The organism is Flavobacterium rakeshii (assembly GCF_009741375.1).
GTDB lineage: Bacteria > Bacteroidota > Bacteroidia > Flavobacteriales > Flavobacteriaceae > Flavobacterium > Flavobacterium rakeshii.
The window spans coordinates 39,174-61,535 of record NZ_WOWP01000063.1; the positions used below are offsets into that span (position 1 = coordinate 39,174).

General features: G+C 36.6%; 18 protein-coding genes and 1 tRNA gene. 12 read left to right on the forward strand and 7 right to left on the reverse strand.

Annotated features, from left to right (window positions below; translation table 11 throughout):
• Positions 1 to 20: 20 nt before the first annotated feature.
• The 5 genes from accB to pdxA all read right to left on the reverse strand — a co-directional run bounded on the left by accB (position 21) and on the right by pdxA (position 3,626).
• Entirely contained in the window at positions 21 to 512 is a 492-nt protein-coding gene (gene accB, locus GN157_RS17075; RefSeq protein WP_157484689.1) for an acetyl-CoA carboxylase biotin carboxyl carrier protein, read from the reverse strand.
• A 26-nt stretch (positions 513 to 538) separates the two neighbouring features.
• A complete protein-coding gene (locus tag GN157_RS17080; protein ID WP_157484690.1) occupies positions 539 to 1,537 on the reverse strand; it encodes a beta-ketoacyl-ACP synthase III in 999 nt (332 codons plus the stop codon).
• Positions 1,538 to 1,698: 161 nt separating this feature from the next.
• Positions 1,699 to 1,893 carry a 50S ribosomal protein L32 gene (rpmF, locus tag GN157_RS17085; RefSeq protein WP_035133354.1) on the reverse strand — a complete coding sequence of 65 codons (195 nt, stop codon included), beginning with the start codon at positions 1,891 to 1,893 and terminating at the stop codon, positions 1,699 to 1,701.
• Positions 1,894 to 1,902: 9 nt separating this feature from the next.
• Complete coding sequence (locus tag GN157_RS17090) at positions 1,903 to 2,436, reverse strand: YceD family protein (protein WP_157484691.1); 534 nt, start codon at positions 2,434 to 2,436, stop codon at positions 1,903 to 1,905.
• Between the two features lie 140 nt (positions 2,437 to 2,576).
• Positions 2,577 to 3,626, reverse strand: a complete 1,050-nt coding sequence (gene pdxA / locus GN157_RS17095) for a 4-hydroxythreonine-4-phosphate dehydrogenase PdxA (protein ID WP_157484692.1) — start codon at positions 3,624 to 3,626, stop codon at positions 2,577 to 2,579.
• A 54-nt stretch (positions 3,627 to 3,680) separates the two neighbouring features.
• On the opposite strand from pdxA, the gene GN157_RS17100 reads away from it, so the two are divergent.
• The 6 genes from GN157_RS17100 (at position 3,681) to GN157_RS17125 (ending at position 14,365) form a co-directional block, all read left to right on the forward strand.
• Positions 3,681 to 4,271 carry a riboflavin synthase gene (locus tag GN157_RS17100; protein ID WP_157484815.1) on the forward strand — a complete coding sequence of 197 codons (591 nt, stop codon included), beginning with the start codon at positions 3,681 to 3,683 and terminating at the stop codon, positions 4,269 to 4,271.
• A gap of 58 nt (positions 4,272 to 4,329) precedes the next feature.
• On the forward strand, positions 4,330 to 5,592 hold the full coding sequence (locus GN157_RS17105) for a putative DNA modification/repair radical SAM protein (protein WP_157484693.1): 1,263 nt from the start codon (positions 4,330 to 4,332) through the stop codon (positions 5,590 to 5,592).
• A 1-nt stretch (position 5,593) separates the two neighbouring features.
• Entirely contained in the window at positions 5,594 to 6,370 is a 777-nt protein-coding gene (locus GN157_RS17110) for a TIGR03915 family putative DNA repair protein (protein WP_157484694.1), read from the forward strand.
• 326 nt (positions 6,371 to 6,696) lie between these two features.
• A complete protein-coding gene (locus GN157_RS17115) occupies positions 6,697 to 11,583 on the forward strand; it encodes a PKD domain-containing protein (RefSeq protein ID WP_157484695.1) in 4,887 nt (1,628 codons plus the stop codon).
• 83 nt (positions 11,584 to 11,666) lie between these two features.
• Positions 11,667 to 13,631, forward strand: coding sequence for a PKD domain-containing protein (locus GN157_RS17120; RefSeq protein WP_157484696.1), 1,965 nt, complete (start codon positions 11,667 to 11,669; stop codon positions 13,629 to 13,631).
• Positions 13,632 to 13,810: 179 nt separating this feature from the next.
• Complete coding sequence (locus tag GN157_RS17125; RefSeq protein ID WP_157484697.1) at positions 13,811 to 14,365, forward strand: 2'-5' RNA ligase family protein; 555 nt, start codon at positions 13,811 to 13,813, stop codon at positions 14,363 to 14,365.
• 53 nt (positions 14,366 to 14,418) lie between these two features.
• On the opposite strand, the gene GN157_RS17130 is transcribed toward GN157_RS17125, so the two are convergent.
• Both GN157_RS17130 and GN157_RS17135 read right to left on the reverse strand, forming a co-directional pair.
• Positions 14,419 to 14,634 carry a hypothetical protein gene (locus tag GN157_RS17130; RefSeq protein WP_157484698.1) on the reverse strand — a complete coding sequence of 72 codons (216 nt, stop codon included), beginning with the start codon at positions 14,632 to 14,634 and terminating at the stop codon, positions 14,419 to 14,421.
• Between the two features lie 108 nt (positions 14,635 to 14,742).
• Positions 14,743 to 15,579 carry a helix-turn-helix domain-containing protein gene (locus GN157_RS17135; RefSeq protein ID WP_157484699.1) on the reverse strand — a complete coding sequence of 279 codons (837 nt, stop codon included), beginning with the start codon at positions 15,577 to 15,579 and terminating at the stop codon, positions 14,743 to 14,745.
• A 91-nt stretch (positions 15,580 to 15,670) separates the two neighbouring features.
• On the opposite strand from GN157_RS17135, the gene GN157_RS17140 reads away from it, so the two are divergent.
• The 6 genes from GN157_RS17140 (at position 15,671) to mce (ending at position 22,344) form a co-directional block, all read left to right on the forward strand.
• Positions 15,671 to 16,840 carry an MFS transporter gene (locus tag GN157_RS17140; RefSeq protein ID WP_157484700.1) on the forward strand — a complete coding sequence of 390 codons (1,170 nt, stop codon included), beginning with the start codon at positions 15,671 to 15,673 and terminating at the stop codon, positions 16,838 to 16,840.
• Positions 16,841 to 16,964: 124 nt separating this feature from the next.
• Positions 16,965 to 17,038 (forward strand) — tRNA-Ile (locus GN157_RS17145).
• 578 nt (positions 17,039 to 17,616) lie between these two features.
• Entirely contained in the window at positions 17,617 to 17,928 is a 312-nt protein-coding gene (locus GN157_RS17150; RefSeq protein WP_157484701.1) for a hypothetical protein, read from the forward strand.
• A gap of 6 nt (positions 17,929 to 17,934) precedes the next feature.
• A complete protein-coding gene (locus GN157_RS17155; RefSeq protein ID WP_157484702.1) occupies positions 17,935 to 18,657 on the forward strand; it encodes a GLPGLI family protein in 723 nt (240 codons plus the stop codon).
• A complete protein-coding gene (locus GN157_RS17160) occupies positions 18,647 to 21,283 on the forward strand; it encodes a TonB-dependent receptor (protein WP_157484703.1) in 2,637 nt (878 codons plus the stop codon). The genes GN157_RS17155 and GN157_RS17160 overlap by 11 nt, the downstream gene beginning before the upstream one ends.
• A gap of 656 nt (positions 21,284 to 21,939) precedes the next feature.
• Complete coding sequence (gene mce, locus GN157_RS17165; RefSeq protein ID WP_157484704.1) at positions 21,940 to 22,344, forward strand: methylmalonyl-CoA epimerase; 405 nt, start codon at positions 21,940 to 21,942, stop codon at positions 22,342 to 22,344.
• The last annotated feature ends 18 nt before the right edge of the window (positions 22,345 to 22,362 follow it).

The following is a 22,362-nucleotide window of genomic DNA, read 5'->3' on the forward strand; positions in this document are numbered from 1 at the left end:
CAATAAGTATTTAAAATTCCTTATGACGGATCAACTAAGAATAATGGCTGATCAAACTCCACCGGAGAAGCATCGTCTACTAATACCTTAACGATTTTACCAGACACTTCAGATTCGATTTCGTTGAAAAGCTTCATTGCTTCAATTACACAAACCACATCTCCTTTAGAGATTGTGCTTCCCACCTCTACAAACGGAGCTTTGTCCGGAGATGGTTTTCTATATAAAGTACCTATTATAGGTGATTTTACAGTTACGTATTTAGAATCTTCTTCTGTAGCAGCAGCGGCAGGTGCAGCAGCAGCCGGAGCAGCAGCTACAGGAGCCTGTTGCGGAACTGCCTGTGGAGCCGGCTGGCTTACAGGAACGTGCTGAACGTAAGTAGTTGCAGCCTCTGTACCAGCTTCTGTAGTTTTGATGGTGATTTTAAAATCATCCATTTCTAATTTTACTTCGGTAGCACCGGATTTTGCTACAAACTTAATTAGGTTTTGAATTTCTCTAATATCCATAATTTCCGAATTTTGTTTAGTCTGTTCTATTTTTTATCGTATGCCCATTTAAGATATATCGATCCCCATGTAAATCCGCCTCCAAAAGAAGCAAACACAAGGTTATCACCTTTTTTGAACTGATGTTCATAATCGCTAAGCAATAATGGTAATGTTGCTGATGTAGTATTACCGTATTTCTCGATATTAACTAATACTTTAGAGTCATCAAGATTCATTCTTGACGCGGTAGCATCAATAATTCTCTTGTTAGCCTGGTGTGCAATTAACCAATCTACATCATCGTGCGAAAGGTTGTTGCGATTCATTATTTTTTCACTTACATCGGCCATGTTAGATACCGCATATTTAAATACGGTTTTACCGTCCTGGAAAACATAATGTTGTTTGTTTGCCACAGTTTCTTCTGAAGCAGGAAGTAGAGATCCGCCGGCATCTATTTTAAGATACTCACGACCAATACCGTCACTTCTTAAATACTCATCCTGAAGACCATAACCCTCTTCATTTGGTTCGAATAGTACAGCACCTGCACCATCGCCAAAAATAATACAGGTAGCCCTGTCAGTATAATCTATAATTGAAGACATTTTATCTGCCCCTACAAGAAGTACTTTTTTATATCGTCCGCTTTGAATATAAGCGGCTGCGGTAGACATACCGTATAAAAAACTGGAGCATGCAGCCTGCAAATCGTATGCAAAGGCGTTAACAGCGCCTATTTGTGTAGCCACATAAACTGCGGTGGCTGCCACAGGCATATCAGGAGTTGCGGTAGCCAGAAGCACCATATCGATATCTTCCGGTTTAGTTCCTGATTTTTGCAGCAAATCCTGTGCTGCTTTTATAGCTAAAAAGGAAGTTCCTTTATCTTTATCTTTAAGTATACGCCTTTCTTTGATTCCTGTACGGGAAGTAATCCATTCGTCATTTGTATCAACCATTGTTTCTAAAACCTGGTTTGACAGGACATAATCTGGCACGTAAGCCCCTACAGCAGTAATGGCGGCTGTTATTTTGTTCATAAGGATAAGTTATTTCTATTCAAATCCGGGAATTTGAAAAAGCGGTGGAAATTACAAAAAAAATACAAAACCCCTTGTAATATTCCTCCTTATTTTCAAATAGATTGCGTTTAACAAAAAAACTCTCACTATGTGAGAGTTTTTCTCTTATATCTTAACAATTAAGCAACCGCTTCCTGTTTGTCTATAACTACCTGTCCTCTGTAGTACATTTTACCTTCATGCCAGTAAGCTCTGTGGTATAAATGCGCTTCTCCGGTTACTGGACATGTAGCGATTTGAGGAACAGACGCCTTATAGTGCGTCCTTCTCTTGTCTCTTCTCGTTTTCGAGATCTTTCTCTTAGGATGTGCCATTTTACTATATTATTTATCCGTTAATAGTTTTTTTAATTCGTCCCATCGGGGATCTGTGTCTTCTTCTTTTTTATGTTCCACTTTAGGAGCCAGCTCCTCAAGTTTGTTTAATATTTCTGCATTCATAGTGCCGTCTTTAATACCCGGATGCACCCTTTTTGACGGAACCGAAAGCACAATCATTTCATATATATATTGCGCTACGTCCACTTGGTACTCTCCGTGTGGTAAAACCAGCATCTCCTCGTTTTCGTCATTAAATTCTTCACCAAATTTTACAATCAGGTCAAGCTTGCCTTTTATCGGCAAATCAAAATCTTCATTAGAAAGATCACAAGGTACATTTACCGTACCCTTATGCTTAAATGTTAACTCAAGCATGGTAAGCTTTTTATCCAAAACAAGGTTCACCTTAATATTGACATCATTATATTCATCAAAATTAAAATGATCAAAGAACGCTTTGTTTATTTCAAACTCAAACTGGTGCTTCCCCTGTTTTAACCCAGCAAACTGGATTAAAAATTCTTTATTAACTTTCATGTGGTGTGTTTTTTAAAAGTTCACATGATATTGCCGAACTGATTATTAAAACAGCCACAACTCACTTCATCACAACAGTTTTGAGCGTGCAAAGATATAAAATTATTGCAAATCCAAACCTGTTATCAACATTTTTTTGTTTATAACTGTTTTTCCTTAGTTTTTAAAGGATTTTGGGTTATTTCCCTATAATCGTTTCGGTTATTAAATATATCTAAAGCCAAATATACGGCTTCTTTAAAAGAATTAAAATCGGCTTCTCCTTTTCCTGCAATATCATAAGCAGTACCATGATCGGGAGATGTTCTTATACCATCCAGCCCTGCGGTGTAATTCACTCCGTTTCCAAACGAAAGTGTTTTAAACGGCACAAGCCCCTGGTCATGGTAAGCAGCAATTACGGCATCATATTTCTCATAGGCACTGCTTCCGAAAAACCCGTCGGCAGAAAACGGACCGAAAGCCAGTATACCTTCATCAAATAATTTCCTCAACGTTGGTTTAAGTACTGTATCATCTTCAGTACCTATTACTCCGTTATCTCCACAATGCGGATTAACACATAGCACGGCTATTTTAGGTCGGTTCACTCTAAAATCCTGTTTAAGTGCCTGATTAACGGTAGTTATTTTTTTTCTTATAAGCTCTTCGGTCAAATGCGAAGCCACCTCATTAACAGGAACATGATCTGTAAGTAAGCCTACTTTCAGGTCATCGTGCACCATTAACATAAGTGCATCACCTTCCAACTGCTCGTTAAGATAATCAGTATGACCCGGGAATTTAAATTCTTCCGACTGTATGTTATACTTATTAATAGGAGCTGTTACCAGCACATCAATCTCCTTATTCTTTAAAGCTTCGGTAGCAGCGGTGAACGACTTAATAGCATATTTACCCACATTTTCATCGTTTGTACCAAATTCAATATTTACACCCTCACGCCAAACATTAAGCACGTTAAACTTGCCATGCACCAACTGGTCAAGGCTGTCTATACCATGTATATGAATATCAACATGAAGTGACTTCCTAATAAAGGATATGATTTTTGCGTTAGCAAAAACCACCGGAGTACACATTTCCAGCATTCGGGCATCCTCAAAGGTTTTAAGTACTACTTCACTACCTATTCCGTTAAGGTCTCCTATAGATATACCTACAATTACATTTTCTGCTTTTTTGGTCATAATGGCGCTTTAATTTGCTACTTTTGAATTGCAAATTTATAAAATTAAATGAGGATGTTTACAGGAATTGTTGAAACACTTGGAACCATAAAAGAAATAAAAAAAGACAACGACAATCTTCACGTTACCATACTATCGGGATTAACACCCGAACTTAAAATAGACCAAAGCGTATCGCACAACGGCGTATGCCTTACTGTTGTTGCCCTAAGCGAAGACAGCTACACTGTAACCGCAATTAAGGAAACTCTTGAAAAAACAAATTTAAAAGACTGGAAAGAGGGTGATATGGTAAACCTTGAAAGAGGAATGAAACTGGGCGACAGGCTGGACGGACATATAGTACAGGGCCATATAGACCAAACTGGGGTTTGCAAAAGTGTTGAAGAAGCAAACGGAAGCTGGTACTATACTTTTGAATACGACAAAAACCTAAGCAACATTACCATAGAGAAAGGATCTATCACAGTAAACGGAGTTAGCCTTACCGTAGTAAATTCAAAACTTAATGAGTTTAGCGTTGCCATTATACCTTATACCCACGAACATACCAACTTTAAATACATACAACCAGGCACGGTTATCAATTTAGAGTTTGACGTTATAGGAAAATACGTTAGCCGTATACACGAGCTAAGAAATTAACTTTTGTTCAACGACCTCTGTTAGATTATTTTCATAGCTTTGTTGAAAATAATCTAACATGAGTGATCGCATACGTGAAAAGCTTTCCATATTAGCCGATGCTGCTAAATATGATGTATCCTGCTCATCCAGTGGCAGTACCCGAAAAAATGACAACAAAGGACTGGGCGACAGCAGCGCCTCAGGCATTTGTCACTCCTACACCGAAGACGGTCGCTGTGTATCGTTACTCAAAATATTACTTACTAACCATTGTATATACGATTGTGCTTTTTGTGTATCCCGCAAAAGCAATGATATAAAACGTGCTGCTTTTACTGTAGACGAGGTTGTTAACCTCACCATTAACTTTTACAGACGCAATTACATTGAAGGTCTGTTTTTAAGTTCGGGCATTTTTAAGGATGCCGATTTTACCATGGAACGGCTGTTGCGCATTGTAAAAAAACTAAGGCTTGAAGAACGTTTTAACGGTTACATACACCTTAAAACCATACCGGGCGCGAGTCCTGAACTATTATCTGAAGCCGGGCTTTATGCCGACAGGATGAGCATCAACCTGGAGATGCCCACCGAAAGAGGCCTGAAACTACTGGCCCCCGATAAATCACACGATGAAGTAAAAAAACCATTAGGTTTTATACAAAACACCATCACTAAGTTTAAAGACGAAAAGAAAACCGGACTCATAAAAAGCATCCCGAAATTTGTTCCTGCCGGACAAAGTACCCAAATGGTAATTGGTGCCACACCTGAAACCGACATGGAAATTATGTACAGCGCCAACCAATACTATAAAGACTACAAGCTAAAACGCGTATACTATTCGGGATACATACCTATAAGTTATGACGATCGTATGCCACAAATAGGCAGCCAACCACCGTTGCTTCGTGAAAACAGGCTGTATCAAACCGACTGGCTTATGCGATTTTATGGTTTTGAGGTACAGGAACTGCTTAACCCCAAAAATCCGCATCTGGATACCGATATTGACCCAAAACTGAGTTGGGCTTTACGCAACCCTGAACAGTTCCCTGTTGACATCAACACTGCCGACTACCGTATGATATTGCGCATACCGGGCATAGGCACACAATCGGCACTCAAAATAATCCAGGCTCGTAAATTCGGGAAACTGCGCAGCGACCAACTCAAAAAAATAGGGATTGCTTATAACAGGGCAAAATTCTTTATACGCTGTGCCGATAGTCCATACCAGCTTAACGACCCCGAACCTCAACATATAAAACATCTTATATTATCTGAAAGCAACAGTAAATACCTTAAAGTGCCCCAAAATCAATTAAGCCTGTTTTAGTATGGTTACCTATGTATTTGACGGATCGATGGAAGGATTGCTAACAGCAATCTTTGAATATTACGAGTACAAACCAGGCAAAATACAACTGGTTTGGAATAAGCATTACCAACCCACAATGCTTGGCGAAACACATACTATTATAAATGACAAAGCAAAAGGTGAAAGGGTTTGGAACGGACTCAAAAAAAAGATGAGTGCCGACTGGCTCATGAAGTTTTACAGAGCTTACCTTAGCGAAGTACCGCAAACCTTTCAGGATCTTTTTGATTTTGCCCGCTATATTTTTGACAATCCTAAGGGTGCCGAAAAAAACTTTGGCAACCCGCATGTAATGGCTGTATCAAAAATGAACCGCATGGTAGGGCGTGAAAGACATCGTTTCACAGCCTTTATACGTTTTCAGGAAACGGCAGACGGTATATTTTATGCACCCGCCGAACCCGATTTTAACGTACTCCCGTTAATAGCCAATTTTTACAAAAACCGCTTTGCCGACCAGAAGTGGATTATTTATGACATTAAAAGAAAATACGGGCTTTATTATGACCTCAACACGGTGCAAACCATATCTTTTGAGTTTATACAAAATATAGATACCTCAAAAAAGAGACTTTCAAACGACCTTGTTAGTAATAGCGAAGAGCTCACTTCCCTACTATGGAAAGACTATTTTAACAGCATTAATATACCCGCAAGAAAGAACATGAAACTCCACATTCAATACCTGCCTAAGCGTTATTGGAAATATTTGAATGAAAAAGACGACAAAAATTAAGTTAATTTTAATCAAATGTTAGGCAAATGCTTAACAAGTCATTAACAAGACTTAAAAACAACATTCAAAAAGTAACTATAACACATCCTTATATTTATTGACACCTGGTGTAATTTATTCAAATTTCAAATCTATTGTTACAAAAATAACATTTTTTACGCTTAATGTTATTTTTAACATTAAGCCCGTTGTTAAAGGATTCACAACAATATTATAAGTAAATCATAAATTTTTAGCTTTTTGTTAACATTTTAACGTCGTTTATACTGATTATCTTTAAATAGCTAAAAACAAGATGTTTAACAATTTAAAAACCATGCCTTATTATGAGGAACTTTTTATGGCCGCTAAAAACGCGGCATATACTGGCATTTGCAATATTTTTTATTGCATTTACACATACAGTAAATGCCCAAGAGGCAATTTCAATCCTTTGGGATAAAGAAACAGGATGTGTAGTATACGACGAGAAAAAACGTGAATACGTAGAAGACATTAACGACGGACCCTGCGTAAGGGTATGTGAAAACAGTACAGTTACCTATTCCTTAACAGGTAATAGCGCTAACTGGAATAATACACAATGGAATGTAGGCGGAGGCACAATTCAAAGCCAGAGCCTTACAGAGTGTGTAGTTGACTGGGGAACATCAGGTGCTGCTACAGTGTCTGCAGAAGTAACTAAAAATGACGGAACAGTACAGGTTGAAGAAATTTGCGTGGAAATTATTGTTTCACCAAAAGCCCTTTTTACTGTAGAGCCTTATAGTCCGGGGCAAACCGTTGAAGCCTGTATAGGTCAGGATTTGTATTTTACTAATCTATCAGACAATATGGGAGGCAGTGAGCTTATCTCTTATTTTTGGGAATTTGGCGACAATACTACTTCTACAGAATTTGAGCCGGTACACGCCTACCAGCATGACGGTTTACACAAGGTATATTTAACAGTAACAAATGCTTGTAACTGTACAAGTACCTTTGAAATAAAAGTTAATGTAGACAAATTTCCGGGCGTTGAAATTGTTTGTCCCGGAGTTGTTTGTGATGGAGGAACAGCTACATACAGTGTTAGCAATGAAGTAGGAGAATTATGTGCAAATGTTGGCTTTAATTGGCATGTAGATGGTGGCCATATTGTATCGCAACCCCCTTATGGACCATCAATTGATGTAGTATGGGATAACGTAGACGAAACAGGATTTGGCTATGTTAGTTTTGATGCCACAGGATGCGAAATTAAATGTGCAGGTGTAACTACCATTAAAGTTCCTGTAATGTTAAGCAACGGTACCATTTTAGGTGATTCTACAATATGTATTGGCGAACAAAACATATACAAATTACCACAATGGCCATCAACTAATTTCAATTGGACCCTCTCCTCAAACGGAACAGGCGCCTCATTAGTAAACACACCCCTAAGCAATGAAGTAGTCGTTTCTGCACCTAGTTCTCCCGGAACTATAATTTTAAGTGCAACTTACAACAACACATTACTAAACTGCGGAGGTACAGCTGAGATACAAATTACTGTTAAACCAAAGGCAGTAATAACAGGAGATACTACATTATGTGTAAATAGTAGTGAAACTTACCAGCTAAGCAATGGTTACACCGGCTCATGGACTCTTACAGGACCCGGCGGTACACAAACCGGAAGCGGAAATACATTCACAAAAACATTTACACAAGCCGGAAATTATACACTAAAAGTTAACGGAAGCACCTTTTGCAAACCAAGCCAGGTATCAATAGTAGTAAGAGACCAAGAGCAAATGCCAGCTTCTATCACAGGACCATCTACAGCATGTCCGGGTATAGCTGAAACTTATTCGGTATCAAACAACATTTCGGGCACAATAATAACATGGGAAGTTACAGGCGGCACAATTAACGGCAGCGATACAGGTAACAGCATAAATGTTACATTTACAGGAGCCGGGCCATATGAAGTAAGGGCCAGGAGAGAAAATTCTACCGATCCAAACTGCCCGTCAGATTATGTTATAAAAACAGTAACTGCACCAGTGGTTAATGCCCCTATATCAGGCGACAATGTTGTTTGTGGTAGTAGCTATGCCACATACCAAACCAGCTATACGGATGGTGAATTTTACTCATGGAGTATAAATCCTGCAAACAGAGGTAGTGTAAGCACAGGAAACGGAACTAATCAGGTAGATATCCTATGGAATCAGGAATCCGCAACTGGTGTGGAACTAAAATTAGTTGTTACAAAATGTGGTATACAACATGAAGAATTTTTCTATGTAGATATTGTACAAACACCACCAGTATCGTTAGTTAACCCTGTTACATCTATATGTGCCGGTGACAACTTCAGCTTAACACTAACAGGTGTAACAACAGGTACGGTTACGTGCGACTTTGGCGACGGATCTACTCCATACACCAACGCTAATCCTTTAGCACCTATACAACATTCTTATGACAATGTAAACAGTTTAAATACTGACTATACTGTACACATCACTATAAGCGATCCTAACGGCTGTCCAATGCCGGCAGAAATTTGGCACACTATTACAGTTATACCGGCACCGGTAGCAACCATTACTCCGGGGGGTAATTATTCTGTATGTCCGGAATCAGCTATAGACGATATACTAACTGTAAATATTCAGGGTGGCTTTGCAAGTGCCACCAGTGTAGTATGGTACCACAATGGCAACATTATAACTTCGGGCGTACCTAGTATTGACCTTGGTGCATTAGGCTTAGGTTACGGGCAGTATCATGCTGAAGTAAGCAATGGTTATTGTACAACTATTACCAACAAAGTAAACTACAACGGTAATTGTAATCCAAACCCTTGTATTATAACTCCGGAACCAACAGTAACAGTGTTAGGAACTAATAACTGTGGCGTTATCTCTGCAACCGCAAGTGCATCAGGAAGCCCTACAGGATATCAATGGTTTTCACAGCCGGCTGCATTATCGGTATCTTCTCCTACTGCAACATCGGCACAATTTACGTTTGCCGAATCAGGTACTTACAGAATATACTACAGAGCAATATACGGCAATTGTATTGTAGATAAATATGATGACGTATTGGTACCTTACATGCCTGATTTAAGATACAACATTACATGTGGTTCTGGCGGTAATTATAATGTTACATTATTAGACCACTCAAATTACCATCCGCTAACCCCTATACAAAACTACACATATACGGTAGATGGTACAGCGATAACTAATAACGTGAATAGCTATACAGTAAGTTTAGCTCCGGGTAATCACACTTTACAGCTTACTATACAAGGTAGCGGCCACCCTTCATGCAGTACAAGTCCTATAACCATAAATCTCCCGGATATGCCGGATGCTACTTTCACAATACCGACTCAAATATGTGAAGGCACACCGTTTGAATTAGAATTAGATAATCCTTTACAAACAGGACTGTCATACATATGGTATTTTGCAGACGGCTCTACAAACCTTCAGCCAAACCCTACCAAGGTTTATGCAGCAGCCGGAAATTATGACACTAAGATTAAGATAACTAATCAGTATGGATGTGAAGCTATATACTACCATCCTATAACTCATGTGATGCAAAATCAATTAGACGGAATTATTGTTGCTAATCCTCCGGTAGCATGCGAGGGAGGTACAAGTACCTTAACCTTTTCCTCAACATCTCCAATATTACCAACAAATTATGAGTGGATGAAAGGCAACCAGGTTATAGGTACTACAACAACAAATACATTTAATGTAACACAACCTGGTAGTTACTGGGTAAGAATAAGTGGTGATTATGACTGTTACAAAGAAATAGGACTTGATAACCCTGTAACCGTAACTTTTGTAGAACCAACACCTGCACATATTTCAGGACCAAGTGAAATTTGCTACAACGAAGGCTTTGGACTATCAAGTCCCGAAGGACCTGCAGGAACCCTGTACACATGGACCAAAAACGGAAATGTTGTAGGCTCAACAAACAGTATTACTGATTATGCAAGTGCTATAACAACCTATACTTACAGCCTTACAGTACAAACTCCTAACGGAGCAGGTGGTTATTGCACAACAACAGATACTCATACAGTAACCGTAAGACCTCTTCCTAGCACCCCGTCTATCACTATAGCAAATGTTGACTGTGACCCATATTCTATTAAACTTGTAGCTACTGCGGGTGAAACAGGTACATTTAACTGGAGTAATGGAGAGTATGCTTCTAACACGTCTTCTGATGTTATAACCGTACATCAGGGAGGTGCATATCAGGTACGCTTCACAAACCAATATGGTTGCTCTAGCACAACACAAATTGACGTACCTAAAGACCCTGCAATATATTTATGGAATGTTCCGGCAGGTTGTTATTCACTTTGTGATTTAGAAACATCTTACCTACAGGGTACTTCGCCTTATTCGTTCCCTGCATGGCAATGGCTACACAATGGTTCGGTAATAAATTCGGGATCAAATTCTCCAGCCGCTAACCAATATGTAGCAAATCCGGGAGCAGGTACTTATCAACTTGTTCTTAACAACGGATACTGTGACAGAGTTAGTAACGAAGTAAATATTGACAAGGAAAAATGTAGCGAATGTAAGTTTGAGATAAGAATAAAAGATCTTAAGCCGGTATATGATCATGGGTACTGTTACTACAATATCTTATTTGACATTAATAACACTTATGGTATGCCGGTTCAAACAACCTTAACTTTACCTGGTAACGAGGGTATATTTGTTCCTTCTTCATTAACCCTTAATCCGGGACCGGCAGTATACCCTGTACAGATGATACCGCTAAACGGATTCTCGGGCGGATATGTAACTGTGATGTTTGAAACTGTAGTAGAAGGCAAAACGTGCAGATTTAAAATGGGGCTTGAATTACCCGGGTGTAAAGCAGGAAGACCTGCCCAAGACTCTGATACTGATACAAACAGTTTAGCCGAAGTAACAGGTTATGATTTAGTTATTGCTCCTAACCCTGCTAAAGAAAATGTAGCGATGAACTACAGCTATGCTTTTGCAGATTCGGAAAAAACTATTCAGGTTTACAATCTTCTTGGAGTTCTTATAGAAACTTATACACCTAAAGAACAAAAAGGAACATGGAACTTTAACTTGGGTCGACTATCAGCAGGTCAATATATAGTAGTAATGAAAGAAGACGGTAATATGCTTATGCAGAAAAACCTTATAATACACTAATACTATTATAATGCAATGAGCCGGCAGTTTTTACTGCCGGCTTTTTGTCATTATATAAATTGCTTAACTAAAATTTATTTTTTATGAAAAAGAGCTACTTTACACTTAACACTTTATTGCTTATCTCTATTTTAAGCCTATCCTACTCTGCCCATTCGCAAAGCTGGCAATGGGGAATTTCCGGAGGTAGTTTTAACCAGATTCAGAATAATGAAAAAACAGAATCTATAGTTACTGATACTGATGGGAATGTATTTTTCCTGGCATCTGTAGGACGTAACGGATTACATCTTGAAGATATGGAACTCACCCCATATGATGCCGGAAGCAATCGAGATTATGTTATTGCAAGCTACACCTGTAGTGGTGATTTCCGCTGGTCTAAAGTCATTGGAGGAGGAGAAAAAGACTTTATCAAAAATATACAATCAGATGCTGAGGGTAATATCTATGTAGGAGGTACAGTATACCGTACTTCCCAAAATTATCCGGTTCATTTTGATACCGACACAATTTTACCTCAGGCTCAACCTAATAACTTAGACGAACACAAAAGAAACCTTTTCCTGCTGAAATACAACAATACAGGCGAGATGCAATGGTTAAAAATGCCACAGTCTGAAGATGTGACTTTAGTAGAAGCCGTGAGCCACAGTTTAGGGGCAGATATACAAACAGACGCTCAGGGTAATACTTATTGGCTATGTACACTACCACCCGGCACTTATGCTGACGGAAACTTTGTAAACACTACCGAGGGAGACAACCTTTTTATTTTAAAGTATGATACTAACGGTAACTTTACAGAAGCCATTACACCAGACATTCAATTCTCAGGCGTTTTTCCAACATATAAATTAGTACGAAACCACAACACCGGTAACTTTTACATCGCTGGACGAAAAGATTCTCAGGGAACGCTTACAGCCGGCGGAGAAACTATAACACATAATATGTATCTTATTGCTTTTAGCCCAGAAGGCGAAATGCTATGGAAAAAAGAAAATAGTAACGAAATAGGAGGCTACCTTAATGATATTGTTATTGACGACCAGAATAACATTTATATAGCAGGCTCAATATATGATGGAGACACCTTTGCAGGAATAACTTTTACCTATCCTAACCCTTCTTCTTCTCCGTTTTTAATGAAAATAAATCCTGAAGGTGTAGCGACTTGGGAAACCCATGCTGTAACAGAAAATTCAAATACCATGATATATGGTATAACAATAAATAATAATGAAGTAGCCGTTACCACGGGCTATGGAATTATAAGTTGGCAGGGCGAAGAGCTGGCCATTGAAACCAATCAAGGTTATGACGTGCTGTTTGCCCGATTTAACAAAAATGACGGAAATATTATAGAAATGACAAATATTCCCGGCAATTTAGGCTATTATGACTACGGGCAAAGCCTGGCGGCAGACGGTTTTAACAACTATTATGTAGGTGGCAGGTTTGGTAATTTCCTTTATGTTGGCGATGATACATTAATAAACGGATCATCAGGAACAGATTTCTTTTTAGCAAAATACGGTACAAACAATTGTAATTGCACACTGCCACAACCTAGTTTTGGGTTTGAGCCAGACACCGAAAACCAGCTCAGCTATACATTCACCTATTCAGGATCTCAACCCTACAATAGTATTGAATGGAATTTTGGTGATGAAAATACATCTAGCGACGAAAACCCAACCCATGTTTACACACAAGACAACACTTACAATGTATGTGTAACTGTAACCAATGATTGCGGAAGCGAAACCTATTGTGATGAAATTGAAGCCGTTTTAGATACTGACAACTATGCGCTAGCCAAAACATATATTTACCCAAACCCGGTGAAAGACATACTTAACATTACGGGCAATACCACGTTAAAGTACACTATCTATTCCATAACAGGTGCAATTGTAAAAACCGGAGAACTTGTTAATGGAGACAACAGCATCAATTTGTCGGGGTATCAGGCAGGTAGTTATATACTGGAATTACAAACAGAAAGTGGCAACAAAAAGACTGTTAAAATATTTAAAAAATAAATACCACTTAATATATTAACATTTAAGAAAACAACAAAAAGCCCAAAAATACTTAGATTTGTAGCGGCACACCTTGCCTCCGGCATCTGTGCCAAGAAACTACTTTTTAAATACAGCCCCTCCAAGGGCTGTATTTTGTTTTTAGGCAAATAGGTATATTTGTGTAAAAACACCATGCCATGCAAAACCGATATTTTATTGCGTTAATACCCCCGCAGGAAATTTGCGAACAGGTAACCGGCTTTAAAAAAGATATTGCTCAAAACTACAATAGCCATAAAGCCCTGCGTGTAATACCACATATCACACTAAAAACGCCTTTTCATCTTGAAGAGAAAGAGCACAGCCTATTAATACAATGGTTTCACAACATCAGTTTTAATATTAATAAATTCGAATTAGGATTAAATAGGTTTGGGTGTTTTAATAACAGTAAAGCTCCGGTTATATATGTACAGCCTGAATATTCTACTCAATTATTATCTGTTCAGCAAAGCATTATAAAACAGTTTAGCCAGGCATTCCCTAACACCCAAATACAGTTTCATGATAACGACTATCATCCGCATATGACTATTGGCTACCGTGACCTTATCTATCCCGAATTTGAAAAAGCATGGGCGGTGTATAAAAACAAACCTTACCGGGTACAGTTTGAAGTACAGGGAATTTACCTCCTGCAACACGACTCAAAACAATGGAATATCATTGCCGAGCACCTTTTAGAGGAATAAAAAAAGACAGCCAATCGGCTGCCCTTAGTGTTATTTAGATTTCAGATACAATCTTAATGCATTGAATCCATTTCTACATCTACTTTTGTTGAATCCTGATCAACATCTACGTCTACATCCACATCCATACTTTCGTCAGGAGCGTCCATAGTTTCAGTGTTTTCCATTTCAGCATCTTTGTTTTCTTTCTTCTCACCGCAAGAAGTTAAGCTTAATGCTGCTACAAATAAACCGGCAAAAAGCGTGTTTTTAAGCAATCTCATGTTCATAATGTTTAGTTTTAATTAGTAATGTGTTTAGTATTCAAATATAAAACTCTCAACATCAGGTTTTTCCCATAAAATTATTAAAAAAACATCTGTAAATGTTAAAATAAGCTACTGGTTTTTAACATATTCGCTTGGTTTCACCTTCTTATGCTTCTTAAAATAGTTGGTAAGATGGCTTTCATCGGTAAAACCAAACTCATAAGCAATTTGTTTGATGGGCATGTTTTTACCTGCTATCCTTTTCTCTATAAGTTGTACTTTAAGGTTATTTACATAATCCCTGTAGGTAATCCCGAAATTCCTTTTAAAATAAGCACTAAAGTAGGTTTGGGCAATATTAAAATGCTGAGCTATAGCTTTACTCTGTATACTTTTAGGACTGTATATATTTTCATGAATGTATGATATTACCTGATTATCATTAAAGGTACATCCGCGTATAGGCAACTCCATCCCCTTCACGGTTTCCCTTATAAGCCCGAAAATGGAAAGTATCTGATAAAAAACAATAGGCGAAGTAGAGACATCCTTACGGCAGTTATAGGCAGTAATATTATTAACCGTATTTTTGAGGATAGTGGCACAGGGCTCATCAAGCTTAAGCAATGTTTCCTTTAACATCTTTTCCCGCATAATGGACTGTGGCGTGTTTAGTACCAAATCATCGGTCACCAGGTTTTTCTTGGAACTGAAATAACTGTCGGTAAACTTAATATATACAAATCGGGTTCTGGATTTAATATCAAAATAGTGGTGATCTTCAGGTGCCAGGGCAAATAAATCGCCCGCCTTATACGGAATCATATTATTGTTAAGTTCGTGTATTCCGTGTCCGCTTACTATATAAATAAGTTCATAATAGGTATGGGTATGTGCCGGAAGATGAAATTTATCTTCCTCAAATTCATGTATTACCAACGTCTCAAACTGATTAAGCCTTTTCATATCACATTATTACAATTATGTATCACAAATTTACAATTTAATTGAGATATATCACCCGAAATTTGCACCTTCACTTTTAGAGAGATTAGCTATGAAAAAGAGTCTTTTCGCCTTATTGCTTGGCGGACTAACCATTGGTATTACCGAGTTTGTGATTATGGGGCTGTTGCCCGATATCGCTGCCGACCTTAAGGTATCCATACCAAAAGCCGGATATTTAATATCAGCTTATGCACTGGGAGTAGTAATTGGCGCCCCTATTTTAGTAATTGCCGGAAGAAACCTTCCGCCTAAAAAAATGCTGCTTATACTCGCAATAATGCTTGCCGTTTTTAATGCGCTTTCCATTTTTGCACCAAATTACAATATACTGTTAGCCTCCCGTTTACTGTCGGGCTTACCACACGGAGCGTTTTTTGGCGTAGGTGCCGTAGTAGCCAGTAAACTTGCCGATAAGGGTAAGGAAGCACAATCTATCGCCATTATGTTTTCGGGGTTAACCATTGCCAATGTTGTGGGCGTTCCGTTAGGGACATACATAGGGCAGCACTTTAGCTGGCGCTATACCTTTGTGATTATCGCCGCTATAGGGCTCATTACCTTTTTGGCACTACTATTATGGATGCCTCACATGGAAGCCAATAAAGACAACAGGATTAAACACCAGTTAAAATTCTTTGGTAAGCTGAATTCGTGGTTAATAATCCTGCTTACTGCTATTGGTTTTGGCGGACTGTTTAGCTGGATTAGCTACATTGCCCCGCTGCTTACTAACATCTCAGGATTTGCTGCCGAGAATATTCCGTACATCATGATACTTGCCGGACTGGGTATGGTTGCCGGAAACTTTTTAGGTGGTCGTCTTGCCGACCGCTTCTCTCCTGCCCCAACAGCCCTGGCACTTTTATTGGCAATGACAGCCGTGTTACTAACGGTTTATTTTGGATCGGCTAACCAGTACCTGTCGTTAACCTTGGTTTTCCTTACCGGATGTATATCATTTGCACTTATTGCCCCCATACAGATACTAATGATAAAAACGGCAAAGGATGCCGAAATGATAGCTTCTGCCACACTACAGGCCGGGTTTAATATTGGTAATGCCCTTGGTGCCTTTTTAGGAGGTTTACCGCTTGCTGCAGGTTTTAGTTATGCTTCGCCAAACCTTGTAGGTGCGGCTATGGCTACGGCAGGGATAATTATTATCCTGATTTTAATGAGCCGAACCAAAAACGAAGTACCGATGCAGGCAACCTGCTAATATTACCGTACAATAAAATTCACATTATCAGGAGGTAAAAAATTTATGACCGGTTTTATAAAATAATCCTGTAAAATTATTTGGTTTGAATTAAAAATAGTAGTAATATTGCAACCTCAAAACTGGTCCTATAGCTCAGTTGGTTAGAGCACCTGACTCATAATCAGGTGGTCCCTGGTTCGAGCCCAGGTGGGACCACAACTTGAAAATAAAGCGCTTACAAAGAAATTTGTAGGCGCTATTTTTTTGTTCATTGCACACAACTCACTAAAAAGCACAAAAAAAGCCGCTACAAAAATACTTTAACGGCTTTTTTTAATTAATATGGTTATTTTACATTAGACCGTTTTGTAAAAAACACTGTTTATTTAACATTTTTTTATATCAACATTAACTTTTGCCAATTAAGTTGTTTCTTACTTTTATTAAAACCTTTTTATAAACCTTAATTTTTAATAAACCTATAAAAAAACTAAAATTATTTTTAGGAGTATTCTTATTTACCCTAGGAGTATCCGCAGGTGAGAAAGACACAAAACTAACCACAACAACACATAAAGAAGGTGACGTTACCAGATGCTGCACAAGAACTGTAACCTCAGGAGAACCAAAAAGCCTTAGTTATGTTTCTGTAACAGTAACAAAATGCAATCAGTCTAGCGACACAAACACTGCTGCAGTAGCTACCTGTAACAATGCGCAAATTGCTGTAAATAATGCAGTCGCCGCTCTCAAAGATACTAGTGTTACTGTAAAACCAAATTAACTTTTTTATTATGAAAAAACTTATTTTAATATGTTTAGTTGCTGGCACTCAATTTTGTATTGCCGGTGAGAAGGAAAATGAAAACAAAACTTCTGAAAACAGCAAAAAAGAAACAAACCCTGTAATGTGCTATACAAGACGAGCAGCTTCGGGAACTTATGGCCAAGCTAACTACAATTCAGTTACTGTTACAAGATTTGCAACTTCTGATATTTCTTATCAGGATGCACAAGCTAGAGCTTGTGTTTTAGCAGATGCTTCAGCTGAAAAAGCTTTAAGCATATCACAATCAACCAATGAATCACTTACAATTGGGGGGTAAAAATTTATGAAAATACCTGTTTTTATTTATAGCGTATTAATTTGTTTAATTTCAAATACTATTTATTCTCAGGCCTACCAAGTAGTATACAATTATTCTATTATTGACACTAAAGATGAATATGGTATAATTGGCTTTGGAAAAGAAAAGCTAATAACCAGTGAGATTGAAAGTCTTAGTTTTAGCAGAAATATAGATACCGTTGCTGTTATCAAAGGAATAGAAGAACCTCATGTTCAGGAAGCAAGTGAATATAGTGCTTCCATATACAAAGAGTTCATGAAAGGTTTGAGGTATTGCCCAACTTTTTTTAATTATGACCTAAAAGATCATGACTATTCAATTGAGTGGGAAATAGGAGAAAGCACAAAAAATATTTTAGGCTATAATTGCCAGTCAGCTATTGGCAACTATCGTGGAAGAAATTACATTGTGTTTTTCACTACAGATATTCCTGTACAAAACGGCCCGCACACTTTTGACAATCTCCCAGGGTTAATCCTTGAAATTTCCTCAAGTGACAATGTAGTACATTTTTTAGCAGAAAGCATTAAACAAGTAGACGAAAAAATTTACAACCCTTTTACAAAACGTGAATACATTGATTGGGAACAGTTTAAAATATTGTATAAAAAATATTTTGAACGAATGACTAATTATAAACCTGAAGAGGATATGACAGTTATTGTACCTAACAGAGGTATCGAAATATATTTAGATGAGAAATAACTTTTTTCTTATAATTCTTATATTTTTTGTAACTAAATTTTATTCTCAAACTATTAAAGGAACTGTCTCTGATTCTTTAGGAGCAGTTCCTTTTGCTAATTTAGTTATTAAAAATAAAGATAATATTGTACGCCAATATACAAACACAAATGACAACGGTTTCTACAAATTGACAATAAAAAAAACTGAAGATTCTTCCTATATTGAAGTAGCAACAGTTATTCACGAAGTAAAAAAAGTCTATATTTCATCCCTTCCAATTACAGATGAAGAGTATATTCTTGATATTTTCTTAAAACCCAGAACACACAAGCTTAGAGAGGTTATTATAGAGAAAAAGCTTACTATAACAACCAAAAAAGACACTGTTGAATATAATCCAGAAACATTCAAAGATGGGACAGAAAAGGTAGTTGAAGACCTTCTAAAAAAATTACCAGGAATTAAAGTTGAAGACAACGGAGAAATAAAATTTAAGGGTAAGGTTATCAAGAAATTATTATTAGATGGAGATGATTTATTCGATTCTAATTATACGATTGGTACACGCAATATAAATGTCGACATGATTGAAAAAGTTCAGGGTTTAGAAAACTTTGAAGAAAATTCTCTTCTAAAAGGCATTAGTGATAGCGAAGATGTTGCGTTAAATTTAATTTTAAAAAAAGGTAAAACAGATTTTTCTGGCAATATAAATGCAGGCTTGGGCAGCAACAATAGGTATGCAGGGAATGCATCAGGCATACTTGTTAACTCTAAATCAAAAGGTTTTGTAATTGGGTCATATAATAATATAGGCCAAAATAGTACCCCTTACGATTTTAGTTCGGATATTAATTCTTTGGAAGATCAAAAGCAAAGGGATTTTAAATTAAGACCTCTCATTAATGAAGGGTATTTCAAACCCTTCCTTGATGATAGTTTTCACCGCTTAAATAAAAATTTATTTACAAATATTAATTTCCTTACAAAAAAGCTAAAAAAATCCGTTCTTAAAATTAGCGGAAGCTTTTATACTGACGAAATTAAGCGTTATGAAAAAAGTATATCTAATATCACCTTAAACAGTGATAGCTTTACTATAAATGAGTTTAATAATCTTGAAAAAAAACCTAATCTTTATGATTTTCAATTATTTTTCTCAAACAAAGAAAAAAACAGTTTTCATTGGGAATATATAGGGAAAGTTAATTACATATCAACAACATATAACAGTTTAAGTAGCAATAATGACTATCTACAAACAAACACCATGGAGTCAGAAAATTTATTTTTCAGCAATACAATAAACCTGACCTATAAAGTTGCTGACAACAAAGCATTTATTGCCAAAATTCTATATTCTAAAAATAAATATCCGCAAAACTTAAACTTAAACCCCGGAACAGTAATAAGTCTTGAAGAGAATATTGAGAGTTTTAAAGAAAACACCGAACAAAAAAAAAATTATTCATTTGCAAATCTCGTTTATATTACAAATGGAGAAAAGTATAATTTTAGCCTAGAATACAACCTGATGTTTAGAGAAGCGTTTCTAAACAGTACCATTCTCAACAATAATAACGAAAACTTAGACTCTCAATTTAACAACAACAATACCTATAAAGTATTTAGTAATAGCTTAACTACAAATTTTTCTTATTATTTTCAAAAATTTGCAGCAAAAGCTCGGGCTTCAATTATTAGAAATAATAGTACACTAGAAGACTTACAGTTTTCTAGCAACAAAGAGTATACTTTTGTATCGCCTAAAATTTCGGTAATATACGCTCCTAACAAAAAGAACAAAACCATTATATCCTATGAATACGTGGAAAAATTACCTGAAGAAATAAAAATCTTTAGCGGAATTGTTCAAACCAATTACAGAAACTTTATAAACGGAACTCCCTCTTTAAATTATTTAAGAACACACACTTGTAACGTTATATATAATTACAATGATTTTTTTAATTTAAGACAGGTGAATTTAGGAATCATGTATAATTATCGCCCTAATAATTATTTTAACAGGACAATTATAAATCAAGACATAACAATAACCAATGCTTTTATACAAAACATCAGTAGTAGCGACATTGGACTTAATTTTTCCGGAGAATTTTTCTTAAATTTTCTTAAAACTACTTTTCAAGTTAACTCAAATTACACATGGAATATTGATAGTAACATCATTAATGATTCCGATTTCAGAAGAATAAAAAACAGAACTTTATTTTTAAATATAGCAGCTAAACAGGGATTTAATAATAAATATTATATCAACAACACAACATCCTTTATTAGTGCAACTTCAGTTTTTGATGGTAATGAAAGTACTAATACATTTAAAAGTGCAACCCATCAAACAAAAATTTCATATAAAAATAATACTGGAAGAATTCGCTTTAACATACTGGGCAACTATATTATTCCTGATTTAACTAACACAAATAATTATTTTTTCCTTGAATCTGAGCTTAACTATACATCAAAAAATAAAAAAATAACATATAGCATTATTGGAAAAAACCTTACAAACAATAAGGAATTTACTTTAAAAAATGTTTCAGACTACTCCATCAACACTTATAGCCATAATCTTATAGAAAGATATGTAATGCTAAAAGTTTTTTTTAGTTTGTAATCTTTTAAAAAGTTTGAATGATTTTTTTTATAATTATCCAGGATAATAGATGATAAAATATTGAAGTACCGTGCAGCTTCAATGAAATTCAAATATTTATAATTACAGTATTAATATATCTATCAAGGCATTTCTGAGTTATTTAAAAGAAATAAAATCAATACAGAAACCCTAAAGACACAACAAAGAACGCTATTGAACTTGAAAATATTGATAAGCTATTCAAATACAGTTTTGGGGTTACAAATGATCCCGGTATATCCAAAAGATTGTACTTTCCTTTTCAGCTGAACAAGGCAATTATTTTAAATCCTTGTCTTTACACCATTCACAAAAAGAAATTATAAGCTCTATTCGAGATACATTAAAAAGATATAAATAACTATTTGCCGAATCCTGTTTCACACAAAATTTGTACACAAAAAAGGATAAAAGATGAAAATGAAGGAAGCGAAATGAAAAATGATTTCTATACTCATCCTTTATTCACATCACTTTAGAATTTATTTGAAAGTAAAGAAATTGAATAAAAATAGGCTGGTTGCGACTTTTAATCAGGTGGCCTCTGGTTCGAGCCCAGTTGGGACCGCAACTTCAAAAGAGTTGCGGTTTTTTTGTTTTATAAACTATCTTTACCCGCACAAACAAAAAACACAATGAGAAAAATAGAACATATAGGCATTGCAGTAAAAGATTTAGAAACCTCAAACCAGCTTTTTGAAAAACTGTTAGGCACACCGGCATACAAAATGGAAGAAGTAGCCAGCGAAGGCGTTAAAACCTCTTTCTTTATGAACGGCCCTAACAAAATAGAGCTTCTTGAAGCCACAAACCCCGATAGTCCTATTGCGAAATTTTTAGAAAAGAAAGGCGAAGGCATTCACCATATCGCTTTTGATGTAGAGGATATTGTTAGCGAAATTGCACGCCTTAAGGAAGAAGGTTTTACCGTACTTAACGAAACCCCTAAAAAAGGTGCTGATAATAAACTGGTTGCTTTTTTACACCCAAAAGGCACAAACGGTGTATTGGTAGAGCTTTGCCAGGAGATAAGAGAATAAGCTGCCTTAAAAAATAAC